Raw genomic sequence first — 13,243 nt, 5'->3', positions numbered from 1 at the left:
CCGCCGGTGCGGCTGCGCACCGCTGCGACAACCAGTACGCTCGATTACGTGCAGCGACGAATCATGGGCATCGAGACAGAGTTCGGTGTCACCTGCACCTTCCACGGTCATCGCCGGCTGAGCCCTGACGAGGTTGCCCGGTACCTGTTCCGCAGGGTGGTGTCCTGGGGGCGCAGCTCCAACGTATTCCTGCGCAATGGCGCGCGTCTCTACCTCGACGTGGGCAGCCATCCGGAATACGCCACCGCCGAATGCGACAGCCTGGTGCAGCTGGTTACCCACGACCGGGCTGGCGAATGGGTGCTCGAAGACCTGCTGGTCGACGCCGAGCAGCGGTTGGCCGACGAGGGCATCGGCGGCGACATCTACCTGTTCAAGAACAACACCGACTCGGCCGGCAACTCCTACGGTTGCCACGAGAACTACCTGATCGTGCGGGCCGGCGAGTTTTCCCGGATCTCCGACGTGTTGCTGCCGTTCCTGGTCACTCGTCAGCTGATCTGTGGGGCGGGAAAAGTGTTGCAGACCCCCAAGGCCGCAACATTTTGTCTGTCCCAACGCGCCGAACATATCTGGGAGGGCGTCTCGAGCGCGACCACCCGCTCACGTCCGATCATCAACACCCGCGACGAGCCGCACGCCGACGCGGAGAAGTACCGGCGTCTGCACGTGATCGTCGGCGACTCCAACATGTGCGAGACGACCACCATGCTCAAGGTGGGCACCGCGTCGCTGGTGCTGGAGATGATCGAAGCGGGAGTGCCGTTCCGCGACTTCTCGCTGGACAACCCCATCCGTGCGATCCGTGAAGTCAGCCACGACGTCACCGGTCGGCGTCCGGTTCGGCTGGCCGGCGGGCGTCAGGCCAGTGCGCTCGACATTCAGCGGGAGTACTACTCCCGCGCCGTCGAGCATCTGCAAACCCGGGAGCCCAACGCACAGGTCGAGCAGGTCGTTGATCTGTGGGGCCGCCAGCTTGACGCCGTCGAAAGTCAGGATTTCGCGAAGGTCGACACCGAGATCGACTGGGTGATCAAGCGCAAGCTGTTCCAGCGTTACCAGGACCGCTACAACACGGAGCTGTCGGACCCCAAGATCGCCCAGCTCGATCTGGCCTACCACGACATCAAGCGCGGGCGCGGCGTCTTCGATCTGCTACAGCGCAAGGGCCTGGCGACACGCGTCACCACCGACGAGGAAATCGCCGACGCCGTCGACAACCCACCACAAACCACCCGCGCCAGGCTGCGCGGTGAGTTCATCAGCGCCGCACAGGCGGCCGGTCGTGATTTCACCGTCGACTGGGTGCACCTCAAGCTCAATGACCAGGCGCAGCGCACGGTGCTCTGCAAGGACCCATTCCGGGCGGTCGACGAGCGGGTCAAGCGGCTGATCGCGAGCATGTAGCCGAGCCCGCGCGCGGGTGATCGGTGAAGCTGGGCAAATCTAGGTTGGTGTAAATGGCGACTTCCAAAGTCGAGCGGATGGTGAATCTGGTCATCGCTTTGCTGTCCACTCGTGGCTACATCACCGCTGAGAAGGTCAGGTCTAGCGTGGCGGGCTATTCGGACAGCCCGACCGCTGAGGCGTTTTCGCGGATGTTCGAGCGCGACAAGAACGAGCTGCGTGACCTGGGTATCCCGCTCGAGGTTGGCAGGGTATCGAGTACCGATCCCACCGAGGGCTACCGGATCAACCGCGACGCGTACGCGCTGCCGCCGGTCGAGTTGACTCCCGATGAAACGGCGGCTGTCGCGGTGGCCACCCAACTGTGGGAGTCCCCTGAGCTGATCACCGCCACCCAGGGCGCGCTGCTCAAGCTGCGGGCCGCCGGGGTCGACGTCGATCCCGACGCGCCGGTGGCCATTGCCTCGCCGGCCGGGGTGCCGGGTTTGCGCGGCTCCGAGGACGTCCTCGGAATTTTGTTGGCGGCCATTGACTCCGGTCAGGCGGTGCGGTTCCCGCACCGGGCGTCCCGCCACGAGCCCTACGTCACCCGCACCGTCGAGCCTTGGGGGGTAGTGACCGAGAAGGGGCGCTGGTATCTCGTGGGCCACGACCGCGACCGGGGAGCGACCCGCACGTTCCGGCTGTCGCGGATCGGCGCCGACGTCGCACCGGTCGGTGCGCCCGGGGAATCGAAGGTACCCGAGGACGTGGATCTGCGACAGATTGTCGCCCGGACCGTCGCTGAGTCACCGACCGGCATGCAGGCCACGGTATGGGTCGCCGACGGGCGTGCCACCGCACTGCGGCGTGCCGGACGGTCGATGGGGCCACGGCGACTGGCCGGCCGCGACGGCGAAGTCATAGAACTCGAAATCGGATCCAGCGATCGGCTGGCCCGCGACATCACCGGTCACGGTGCCGACGCCATCGTGCTCGAGCCGCCCGCGCTGCGCGAGGATGTGCTGGCCCGGCTGCGGGCGCTGGCCGGGGTCGAAGAGGCGCTTGCGTGAACCCCGCCGACGACGATGCGCGGCGAAGCGATGAGAAGGAGCGGCGCTGATGAGTCCCGTATCCACTCGGCTGGTGCGGCTGCTCAACATGGTGCCGTACTTCCAAGCCAACCCGCGGATCACCCGCGTTGAGGCCGCCGCCGAGCTAGGCGTGTCGGCCAAACAGCTGGAGGAGGACCTCAACCAGCTGTGGATGTGTGGCCTGCCCGGCTATTTCCCTGGAGATCTGATCGATTTCGAGTTCTCCGGCGACACCATCGAGGTGACGTTCTCGGCCGGCATCGACCGTCCACTCAAACTCACGTCACCGGAGGCCACCGGCCTGCTCGTGGCGCTGCGGGCGCTGGCGGACATCCCAGGCGTGGTCGACCCGCAGGCCGCGCGCAGCGCGATCGCCAAGATCGCGGCGGCGGCCGGCGCGGCCGGGCATAGCAGCACCCTGTCGGCGGTCGACGAGCCCGCTCCGTTGGAGAGCCCCGCCGCTGCCGCGGTGCGCTCCGCCGTGCTCGACAAGCGCGCGTTGACCATCGACTACTACTCCGCATCGCACGACACGTTGACCACCCGGACCGTCGATCCCATCCGAGTGTTGTTGATCGGCGGCCACAGCTATCTGGAGGCCTGGTCACGCGAGTCCGAAGGGGTCAGACTGTTTCGTTTCGACCGGATCGTGGACGCCGTCGAACTCGGTGAACCCGCGATGCCGCCGGAGCCCGCGGTGCAGGCGCCCCCCGACACGTCGCTGTTCGACGGCGACCCGGCACTGCCGTCGGCGACGCTGCGGGTGGCGCCCTCGGCGTCGTGGATGTTCGAGTACTACCCGATCCGGGAGCTGCGCCAGCTCGCCGATGGATCCTGCGAGGTTGCCATGACCTACGCCTCTGAGGATTGGATGACCCGTCTGATGCTGGGCTTCGGGTCGACGGTGCAAGTGCTGGAGCCCGAGTCGCTAGCGCAGCGTGTGCGGGCCGCCGCGGCGACTGCCCTAAACGCGTATCAGGCCGCCGAGCTGGCCTAAGGCCGAATTCAAGCCGTCGATGTGCGGCCCGTACCCGCGGCGCGCGGCACGGAGTGTTGTTTGCCTAGCCGGGCGAGCAGCCCCTACTGCGGTAGCATCGGGGGTTGACGTCTGGAGGTAATCAAAGTGGGCAGTCTTAGTCCGTGGCATTGGGCGATCCTCGCTGTTGTGGTGATCGTGCTGTTCGGTGCCAAGAAGCTTCCCGATGCGGCGCGCTCGTTGGGCAAGTCGATGCGAATCTTCAAGTCGGAGATGCGGGAAATGCAGAGCGAGACCAAAGCGGAACCCTCTGCTATCGAGACCAACACGGCAAACCCCACGCCGGTGCAGTCGCAGCGGATCGACCCTGCAGCGGCCACAGGTCAGGACCAGACCGAGGCGCGGCCTGCCTAGGCCGGCAGCACCGTCGGGTTGCCTGAGCTTTACTGACCTACCGTGGTGAACGGTTTCCGGGCCTCAGCACGCGCCGGGGCTCTCTTCAAACGACTCAATCCTCGGATGCGGCGTAGCCGCGTCAATCCTGACGGCACGATGTCGCTGGTCGGTCATCTGACCGAGCTGCGTACCCGGTTGCTGATCTCGTTGGCCGCGATCCTGCTCACGACGATTTTCGGGTACATCTGGTACTCGCATTCGGTCTTCGGACTAGAAAGTCTGGGCGAGTGGCTGCGTCAGCCTTACTGCTCGTTGCCGCAGTCGGCGCGAGCGGACATCAGCGCGGACGGGCAGTGCCGGTTGTTGGCCACTGCGCCGTTCGACCAGTTCATGTTGCGGCTCAAGGTCGGGATGGCGGCCGGGATTGTGCTGGCGTGCCCGATCTGGTTCTACGAGCTGTGGGCGTTCATCACCCCTGGGCTCTACCAGAAGGAACGCCGGTTCGCGGTGGCGTTCGTCATCCCCGCGGCGCTGCTGTTTGTGGCCGGCGCCGTGCTGGCCTACCTGGTGCTGTCCAAAGCGTTGAGCTTCCTGCTCACCGTCGGTAGCGACGTGCAGGTGACGGCGCTGTCTGGCGACCGATATTTCGGCTTCTTGATCAATCTGCTGGTGGTGTTCGGGGTCAGCTTCGAATTCCCCCTGCTGATCGTCATGCTCAACATGGCTGGTCTGTTGACCTACCAGCGGCTCAAGTCCTGGCGGCGCGGTCTGATCTTTGCCATGTTCGTGTTCGCGGCGGTGTTCACGCCCGGGTCGGATCCGTTCTCGATGACGGCACTGGGCGTGGCCCTGACGGTGCTGCTCGAGTTCGCCATCCAGATCGCCCGGCTGCACGACAAGCGCAAAGCCAAGCGCGAGGTGTTGCTTGCCGATGACGAAGCATCGTCAATCGAGGAGCCCGAGCCGATACCGACGCCGTCGGCCCCCGGCGGATCCCATGACGACATCACCTAGGCCACTTCGCCGCGAGCGTGCGTGTCGCGACAGCGACACGCCGCACTGGCCGTGCAACTGCGCACCCTCGCGCCCTCGGGCGGCCGCGTGACAGAGCTGGTCGAGCTAGCCTGGTTCACCGCCGACTTACCCTTCGCGCTCGATGACTTCCAACGGCGCGCCTGTGCTGCCCTGGAAGGTGGGCACGGCGTGCTGGTGTGTGCCCCGACGGGCGCGGGAAAGACGGTGGTCGGCGAATTCGCGGTGCACCTGGCGCTGGCTTCGGGAGGCAAGTGCTTTTACACCACGCCGCTCAAGGCGCTGAGCAACCAGAAACACACCGATCTGACGGCGCGCTACGGCCGCGACAAGATCGGGTTGTTGACCGGTGATCTGGCGGTCAACGCAAACGCGCCCGTGGTCGTGATGACCACCGAGGTGCTGCGCAACATGCTTTACGCGGATTCTCCCGCGCTACCGGGGCTGTCCTATGTGGTGATGGACGAGGTGCATTTTCTCGCCGACCGGATGAGGGGCCCGGTGTGGGAGGAGGTGATCCTGCATCTGCCCGACGAGGTGCGGGTGGTCAGCCTGTCCGCGACCGTGAGCAACGCCGAGGAGTTCGGCGGTTGGATCCAAACCGTTCGGGGCGACACGGCCGTGGTGGTCGATGAGCATCGGCCGGTACCGCTGTGGCAGCACGTTTTGGTGGGCAAGCGCCTGTTCGACCTGTTCGACTACCAGGCTGACAAACCGGCGGGTTCGAGCCGTCAGGCGCGCGTCAACCCGGACCTGTTGCGTCACATCGCGCATCGCCGCGAGGCGGATCGGATGTCGGACTGGGAGCCGCGTCGGTCTGGACGCGGCGAATACGGCAGAGGGGGCCGGCCGCGGTTTTACCGCCCGCCGCCACGTCCGGACGTCATCGCGACCCTGGATTCGGCGGGTTTGTTGCCGGCGATCACTTTCGTATTCTCCCGGGCTGGTTGTGATGCGGCGGTCCAGCAGTGCCTGCGTTCACCGCTGCGGTTGACCAGCGAGGAGGAACGCGCCCAAATCGCCGAGGTGATCGATCACCGGTGCGGCGATCTTGAGGACGACGACCTGGCGGTACTGGGCTACTACGAGTGGCGCGAGGGGCTGCTGCGCGGCCTGGCCGCCCACCATGCCGGGATGCTGCCGGCGTTTCGGCACACCGTTGAGGAACTGTTCACCGCCGGCTTGGTCAAAGCCGTTTTCGCCACCGAGACCTTGGCGCTGGGCATCAATATGCCCGCGCGCACCGTGGTGCTGGAACGGTTGGTGAAGTTCAACGGTGAGCAGCACGTCCCGCTGACGCCGGGGGAGTACACGCAGCTGACCGGGCGCGCCGGTCGTCGCGGTATCGATGTCGAGGGCCACGCCGTCGTGCTCTGGCATCCCACCGACGAAAACGCCGATCCGTCGGCGGTGGCCGGGCTGGCCTCGACCCGCACCTTCCCGCTGCGCAGTTCGTTTGCCCCGTCGTACAACATGACGATCAACCTGGTGCAGCACATGGGCCCGGAGCAGGCGCATCGGCTGTTGGAACAATCGTTCGCGCAGTACCAGGCCGACCGATCCGTGGTGGGCCTGGTCCGCGGCATTGAGCGGGGCAGGGAGATGCTCGACGAGCTGGCCGCCGAGCTCGGTGGGCCCGACGCGCCGATCCTGGACTATGCCCGGATGCGTGCGCGGGTGACCGAGATGGAGCGATCCCAGGCCCGTGCATCCCGGCTGCAGCGTCGGCAGGAGGCCAGCGAAGCGCTGGCCGCGCTGCGCAAGGGAGACATCATCACCATCACGCACGGACGCCGTGGCGGGCTGGCAGTGGTGCTGGAATCCGCCCGCGACAGCTCCGACCCGAGGCCGTTGGTGCTGACCGAAAACCGGTGGGCTGGGCGGATTTCGTCGGCCGACTACACCGGCGAGTCGCCGCCGGTCGGATCGATGACACTGCCCAAGCGTGTCGAACATCGCCAGCCGCGGGTCCGCCGCGATCTGGCCTCGGCACTGCGGTCGGCCGCCGCGGGTATGACGGCGCCAGCGGCCCGCCGCGAGAAGACGCGAGCGCCGCACGATCCCGATCTGGCGTCGCTCCGCGAAAAACTGCGCCGGCATCCCTGCCACAACGCGCCCGGAGTCGAAAGCCGGATCCGTCAAGCCGAGCGCTACCTGCGCATCGAACGGGACAACGCGCAGCTGGAGAACAAGGTCGCCGCCGCCACCAATTCGTTGGCTCGCACGTTCGACCGGATCGTCGGCCTGCTCACCGAGCGTGAGTACATCCACGGCCCAGCCGATGATCCTCGGGTCACCGATGATGGCCGCTTGTTGGCGCGGATCTACAGCGAGAGTGATCTGTTGGTGGCCGAGTGCTTGCGCACCGGCGCGTGGGCGGGGTTGAAGCCGCCGGAGCTGGCGGCGGTGGTGTCCTGCGTGCTCTACGAAACGCGCGGCAGTGACGGTGGCGGTGGCCGTCCCGGGGTCGAGGCGCCGACGCCGCGGTTGCGTCAGGCGCTCATCCAGACGTCGCGGCTGTCGGTGGCGCTGCGTGCCGACGAACAAGCGCACCGGATCGGCCAAAGCCGCGAACCCGACGATGGTTTTGTTAACGTCGTTTATCGCTGGGCGCGCACCGGGGACCTGTCGGCGGCATTGGCCGCCGCGGACATCGAGGGCCCCGGTTCTCCCTTGTCAGCGGGGGATTTCGTGCGCTGGTGCCGCCAGGTGCTCGACCTGCTTGACCAGGTGCGCAACGCCGCCCCGGACCCCGAAGTGCGGGCCGCCGCAAAGCGCGCGATCAATGACATCCGGCGCGGCGTCGTCGCAGTTGACGCCGGGTAGGCTGGGCCGCAGCTACGGTTAGATCCGGAAATGTGATCGCAGGACCACCAGAGGACACTTGGGGCCAGTTCGTGGCCAGGACAGACGAACGAACTGAGGAGAAACAATGAGCGGACCGCAGGGACCAGATCCTAGACAGTCGTGGCAACCACCCGGCCAGGGCGGTGACCATTCCTCAGACCCGACCATGGCTGCCGGATCGCCTTGGCAGCAGCCAGGCCAGGAAGGGTCGTGGCAACCGCCGTCGTATCCGGCCGCTGACTACCAGCAGTACCAGCAACCTGTCGAGCCGGCTTATCCGCAGCAGTACCCGGCCGCACCCGGCTATGGGCAGTCCGACTTCGGTTCCCAGCCCACCCAGTTCGGGGCGCCTCCACAGTTCGGCCAGCCCGGCCAATATGGCCAGCCCGGTCAATACGGCCAGCCCGGCCAATATGGCCAGCCGGGGCAGCCAGGGCAACCGGGGCAATACGGTCAGCCGGGTCAGTACCCGGGCCAATTCAGCCCGTACGACCAGTCGGGTCAGGGATCCAAGCGCTCGATGGCGCTCATCGGCGGGGTGGTCGGCGGAATTGCGCTGCTCTTCGTGGTCGTCATTCTGGTGCTCGGGTTCTGGGTGCCGGGATTCTTCGTGACTACCAAGCTCGACGTCAGCAAGGCCAATGCCGGTGTGCAGCAGGTTCTGACCGATGAGGCCAATGGCTACGGCGCCAAGAACGTCAAAGACGTCAAGTGCAACGACGGCACCGACCCCACCGTCAAGAAGGGTGCCACCTTCGATTGCACCGTCAGCATCGACGGCGCATCTAAGCACGTGACCGTGACTTTCCAGGACAACAAGGGCACCTACGAGGTTGGCCGACCGCAATAGCGGTCGGAAGCGTCACGAAGGCAACGCGTCCAGAGCCTTCTGTAGTCGCGCGATCGACGATCCGACGCCATATTCGGTAGCCAGCTCGGCGGTGCGCTGAGGGTCGGCGGCAACCAGCGGCAGCGCGTCGGTGGGCGTCGTGAAGGTGACCGGCGCATCGGTGGCCACCCGTACTACCGAGCGGGCGGCATCGATATAGGCCGAGGCCGCAAGCAGTTTCGTCCGCACACCCTTGGCCATCGTGGACTTGGGGTCGTGCGCGGCGGCCACGATCCGATCCAGTGAGCCGTGCTGGGCCAGCAAGGTAGCCGCGGTCTTTTCACCGACCCCGGGCACCCCGGGCAGGCCATCGGAGGGGTCGCCGCGCAGCAAGGCCAGCTCGGCATAGGCCGCCCCGGCCCGCTCCGCGGGCAACCCGTACCGTTCGGCGACCTCGGAGGGCCCGAACAGCGTGGCTTTGGGCAGCCCGCGGCCCAGGTAGAGCACCCGAACCGGGACCGGGTCGTCGGCCACGACCTGCAGTAAGTCGCGGTCCCCGCTGACCACGACCACCGGGTCCCGCTGTTCCTGGGCTGCCAGCGTTCCCAGCACATCGTCGGCTTCAAAACCTGCTGCGCCCGCGACCGGGATTCCGAAGGCGTCAAGCAGTTCCATGATCATGTCGACCTGCGGAGTCAGCTCGTCTGGCACTTCCTCGACGTCGGGCTGTCCGGCGGGCTCGGGCTCGGCGACCCGGTGCGCCTTGTAGGACGGGATGAGGTCCACCCGGAATTGCGGGCGCCAATCCAGGTCCAGGCAGACCGCCAGCCGGCTGGGCCGATGCTGGGTGATCACCACCGCCATCGAGTCGATGAATCCGCGGACGGCGTTGATCGGCCGGCCATCCGGAGCGGTGATCGACGAAGGAACGCCGAAGTAGGAGCGGAACCACATGCTGGCTCCATCCAGCAACAGCAGGGGTGCAGGCATGCGGGCTATCCTGCCAGCGCCGGTGCGGGGGCGGTCACCCTGGCGACGATGTGGGCGCGCAGCGGGTGAAGAGGAGCCGGGCAACCGCGCATCCGCCAGTCGCCGGGCATTAGCCTGGCTGGCATGGATTCTGGGCGATTCGACACCGCGGTGTACGCGCGACGTTTGGCCGCGGCGGCGGCCGCGACCGAGCAGGCCGGCCTTGCCGGTCTGGTCATCACTCCGGGCTATGACCTGCGCTATCTCATCGGCTCGCGCGCCGATACGTTCGAGCGGCTCACCGCGCTGGTGCTGCCCGCTTCTGGGGTGCCGACCATCGTCTTGCCGCGCTTGGAGCTCGCGTCGCTCAAGGAGTCGGCCGCATCGGATTTGGGAGTGTGCGTGCGCGATTGGGTCGACGGCGATGACCCGTACCAGCTGGTGGCCGAGGCGTTGGGGGGTGCGCCCGCAGCTACCGCGGTTACCGATTCGATGCCGGCCCTGCACTTGTTGCCGCTGGCCGATGCGCTGGGGGTGCTGCCGGTATTGGCTACCGATGTGCCGCGTCAGCTGCGGATGGTCAAGGAGGCGGCCGAGGTGGACGCGCTGGCCAAGGCCGGAGCCGCCATTGATCGGGTGCATGCCCGGGTACCGGCGTTTCTGGTGCCCGGCCGCACCGAGGCGCAGGTTGCCGCCGACATTGCCGAAGCGATTGTTGCCGAGGGGCATTCGGCAGTGGCATTCGTCATCGTCGGATCCGGTCCACATGGCGCCGATCCGCACCACGGATATTCGGACCGAAAGTTGCAGGTCGGCGACATCGTCGTGGTCGATATCGGGGGGACATACGAGCCCGGATACTACTCGGACTCGACCCGAACCTACAGCATCGGCGATCCTAGTCCTGATGTGGCACAACAGTATTCGGCCCTGCAGCGGGCTCAGCGTGCGGCCGTTGATGCGGTCCGTCCGGGGGTTACGGCGGCACAGGTCGACGCTGCCGCCCGTGACGTGCTGGCCGACGCCGGATTGGCCGAGTACTTTGTGCACCGCACCGGACACGGTATCGGGCTGTGTGTGCATGAGGAGCCCTATATCGTCGCCGGCAACGAGTTGCCGCTGGTCGCGGGCATGGCGTTCTCGGTCGAGCCGGGCATCTACTTTCCGGGCCGGTGGGGAGCCCGCATCGAGGACATTGTGGTGGTTACCGAAAACGGTGCGTTATCGGTCAACAATCGGCCGCACGAGCTGATGGTGGTGCCGGTGTCTTAGCGTCCAGATGTCGGCTGCGCCAAGTAGGTTGGCGGGGTGTCATTGGTGGATCTAGCGCTGCTTCCTTTTCGTATCGCGCGTAGCGTTGCCGAGGCCGTGGTGCCCGTGGGGCAACGTTCGCCGACACCCCCGGCCGAACTCATCGTGGTCGACGGGATGCCCGAGGGGGTGCCACCGGCCGCGCGACGGCCTGAGCCGACGCTTCCGGTACCGGCGGGATGGCCGTTCGGCGAGGAATTCCCGCGTACGTGTGGCGCCGCTCGCCTGGCCGGCGGGGCGCTGTTTTGGACCGACTTCATCTACGACGATCATGGCGCGACGGGTCTGCCGGTCGGCGATCTGAAGATCCAGGCGCCGCCGCGGGGCACTTACGTCTATCCCGATGGTCCCGCGGCCGGCAACGGCGCCGACATCTTTCGCGTGGCGATCGGGCTCACCGAGACGCACACCTGGTGGCGCGTCGACTGGAACACGCTGCAGGACGCCACCGTGCCAATCGCGCTGTTCACCTTCGACACCGATCGCAGCCGTAGCGCGTCAGCGGACTGGCCGGCTGGGGCCGGTGTGCGCTCGGAGGGCATCGACATGGCGCTGCTGATCTCGGGGCGCAGCGCCCGGCTGATCGATCTGGTCACGCACGTGCAGACTCCCGTCGAACACAGCGTCGACCTGCCGGCACGGTCGTTTCTGGCGCGGGTGCCGCGGTCGGTAGTGGAGCCGTCAGGGACTTGGACCGTTCGGCTGGCCGCCGGATTGGCCAACTCGGCGGGGGACGGGTTCGCCGACATGCCCGCCGAACGGGGTGCCCTGCCGGGCCAGCCCAACGTCTACAACGTGGCGTTTCGCACCCACAATCAGGAGCAGCCGCATCTGAACTTCTGGTCTGACGAGGCCCAAGCCGCCGCGCTGACCAGCGGTGACGTTTCGGAATTCGCGGTAGCCGTGGCGTGGGACCAGTTGGCAGGCCGAGAAACCGCACCCGAACCGGTGATCACCGGTCCCTCGACGCGCTGGTATGTGTCCTCGGTGGAGCTCGGGCAGGGTGTGGCTGCGGGAAACGTTCTGGACACCGATCCGCAGTTTCTGGGCCGGGTGCAGCCGTACTCGGTGTGCTTGCCCTCAACCTATGCTCCCGGCCGCGCGATGCCGCTTACCTTGCTGCTGCATTCGCTTGCGCTGGGGCAAAACCAGTTCGCTTCGATCGATCCGCGCCTGCTGCACGAGGTTTGCGAAACCCGAGGCTCGGTGGTGGTCACCCCGCTGGCGCGTGGTCCGTCTACTTGGTACTTCGGCGCCGGTGAACTCGACGCGTGGGAGGTCTGGGCGCGGGTGGCCGAGCAGTTGGGGACCGATCCCAACCGCACGGTGGTTTGTGGCTATTCGATGGGCGGCTACGGCGCTTACAAGCTGGGCTTGACCTATCCCGAGGTGTTTGCCCAGGCAGTTGTGCTGGCCGGGCCGCCGACGTGTGGGGTGCGCCTGGTGCCCAACGTCGACATCCCGGCCGATTTCAACCTGGACTCGCCCTGCGCCCGGGAGGGCGATAGCTGGGAGCTACTGGGCAACGCGCGCTGGCTGCCGCTTGTGATCGCCCATGGCCTGCTCGACGAGCTGGTGCCGTTCCCGTCGGTGGCCGAGCAGGTGCTCGAGCTGGACCGCCTCGGCTACCGGCACCGATTTACAGTCTATCCGTTCGAAGACCACATCGCCTGGATCCTGCAGGACAAGTTCAACGATCCGATCGCGCACATGGGAACCGGCCTGCGCCAAGCGGATCCGGGGCACATCACCTTTGCGTGGTATCCGCAGTTGGTGCGGGCCGATTTGGGGATCGGGCCGCACCAGGTGTGGTGGTTGTCGGAGCTGACCGCCGACCCCGCGGTGACGGCGCGCCGCGGGGCCACCGCCGAGGTCGATGCCCGTTCCTATGCCCGACCTGACCCGATGCACAGCATTCGGCGCCATCGCGGTTTCGTTCCGCATTTCGATCCCACACCCGGGCTCTACACCGAGCTGGATTGGCAGGTGGGAGGGCCCGTGGACGAGCTGCCGTATCTAACCCTGCGGCTCACCGGGGTGGCCAGCCTGACCGTCGACGTCAAGCGCGCGGGGTTGGCCTCGCTGCCGTCATCGACGATTCAGGTGGCTACCGACACCGCCGCACAGATCACGCTTGGCGCGTTGCCCGCCGGGGTGGAGGTGAAGCTGGATGATCAGCCAGTAGGTACGACGGTGTCGGTTCCTATTGGGCGGCACAGTATTACGTTGACGCGTAGCTGACGCGTCGCGGCCGGTGATGGGTCGGCTAGCCGCCGGCGCAGCGGGCCTTCATTGTGGCGTCCTTGGCGTTGACGTCATCGGCCACGCGTTGTCTGCGCACCCCTTGCTAGGGGCTGTGGACTGGTGGCTGGTGCTCCCCACCAGTCGTCGCTAGATTTAGCG

Annotated in this window: 10 protein-coding genes; 9 read left to right on the top strand and 1 reads right to left on the bottom strand. The window is 66.8% G+C overall.

Features of this window, described 5'->3' with window-relative positions; translation table 11 throughout:
* Nucleotides 1–48 precede the first annotated feature (48 nt).
* The 7 genes from pafA (at nucleotide 49) to MPSD_RS15680 (ending at nucleotide 8,581) form a co-directional block, all read left to right on the top strand.
* A complete protein-coding gene (pafA, locus tag MPSD_RS15710; RefSeq protein ID WP_085981849.1) occupies nucleotides 49–1,407 on the top strand; it encodes a Pup--protein ligase in 1,359 nt (452 codons plus the stop codon).
* A gap of 53 nt (nucleotides 1,408–1,460) precedes the next feature.
* Complete coding sequence (locus MPSD_RS15705) at nucleotides 1,461–2,459, top strand: helix-turn-helix transcriptional regulator (RefSeq protein WP_015355671.1); 999 nt, start codon at nucleotides 1,461–1,463, stop codon at nucleotides 2,457–2,459.
* A 49-nt stretch (nucleotides 2,460–2,508) separates the two neighbouring features.
* Nucleotides 2,509–3,477, top strand: a complete 969-nt coding sequence (locus MPSD_RS15700) for a helix-turn-helix transcriptional regulator (RefSeq protein ID WP_012394767.1) — start codon at nucleotides 2,509–2,511, stop codon at nucleotides 3,475–3,477.
* Nucleotides 3,478–3,603: 126 nt separating this feature from the next.
* Nucleotides 3,604–3,870, top strand: a complete 267-nt coding sequence (gene tatA / locus MPSD_RS15695) for a Sec-independent protein translocase subunit TatA (RefSeq protein WP_011740313.1) — start codon at nucleotides 3,604–3,606, stop codon at nucleotides 3,868–3,870.
* Between the two features lie 105 nt (nucleotides 3,871–3,975).
* Nucleotides 3,976–4,866: a twin-arginine translocase subunit TatC gene (gene tatC / locus MPSD_RS15690; RefSeq protein WP_086084997.1), complete on the top strand. Its 891-nt coding sequence runs from the start codon at nucleotides 3,976–3,978 to the stop codon at nucleotides 4,864–4,866.
* A gap of 87 nt (nucleotides 4,867–4,953) precedes the next feature.
* Nucleotides 4,954–7,710 carry a DEAD/DEAH box helicase gene (locus MPSD_RS15685; protein ID WP_036427283.1) on the top strand — a complete coding sequence of 919 codons (2,757 nt, stop codon included), beginning with the start codon at nucleotides 4,954–4,956 and terminating at the stop codon, nucleotides 7,708–7,710.
* A 106-nt stretch (nucleotides 7,711–7,816) separates the two neighbouring features.
* Nucleotides 7,817–8,581: a DUF4333 domain-containing protein gene (locus MPSD_RS15680; protein ID WP_020787193.1), complete on the top strand. Its 765-nt coding sequence runs from the start codon at nucleotides 7,817–7,819 to the stop codon at nucleotides 8,579–8,581.
* Between the two features lie 12 nt (nucleotides 8,582–8,593).
* Here the strand turns inward: MPSD_RS15680 and MPSD_RS15675 are convergent, their stop codons facing one another.
* On the bottom strand, nucleotides 8,594–9,550 hold the full coding sequence (locus MPSD_RS15675) for a 5'-3' exonuclease (protein ID WP_015355675.1): 957 nt from the start codon (nucleotides 9,548–9,550) through the stop codon (nucleotides 8,594–8,596).
* A gap of 123 nt (nucleotides 9,551–9,673) precedes the next feature.
* Here MPSD_RS15675 and MPSD_RS15670 point away from each other — a divergent pair, with 123 nt between their 5' ends.
* Together MPSD_RS15670 and MPSD_RS15665 are read left to right on the top strand one after the other, a co-directional pair.
* Entirely contained in the window at nucleotides 9,674–10,801 is a 1,128-nt protein-coding gene (locus tag MPSD_RS15670) for a M24 family metallopeptidase (protein WP_086084998.1), read from the top strand.
* Between the two features lie 36 nt (nucleotides 10,802–10,837).
* Entirely contained in the window at nucleotides 10,838–13,081 is a 2,244-nt protein-coding gene (locus MPSD_RS15665) for an alpha/beta hydrolase-fold protein (RefSeq protein WP_086084999.1), read from the top strand.
* The last annotated feature ends 162 nt before the right edge of the window (nucleotides 13,082–13,243 follow it).

It is taken from the genome of Mycobacterium pseudoshottsii JCM 15466 (genome assembly GCF_003584745.1).
In the GTDB taxonomy this organism is placed as follows: Bacteria; Actinomycetota; Actinomycetes; order Mycobacteriales; family Mycobacteriaceae; genus Mycobacterium; species Mycobacterium marinum.
This window is presented reverse-complemented; position numbering and strand designations above follow the sequence as displayed.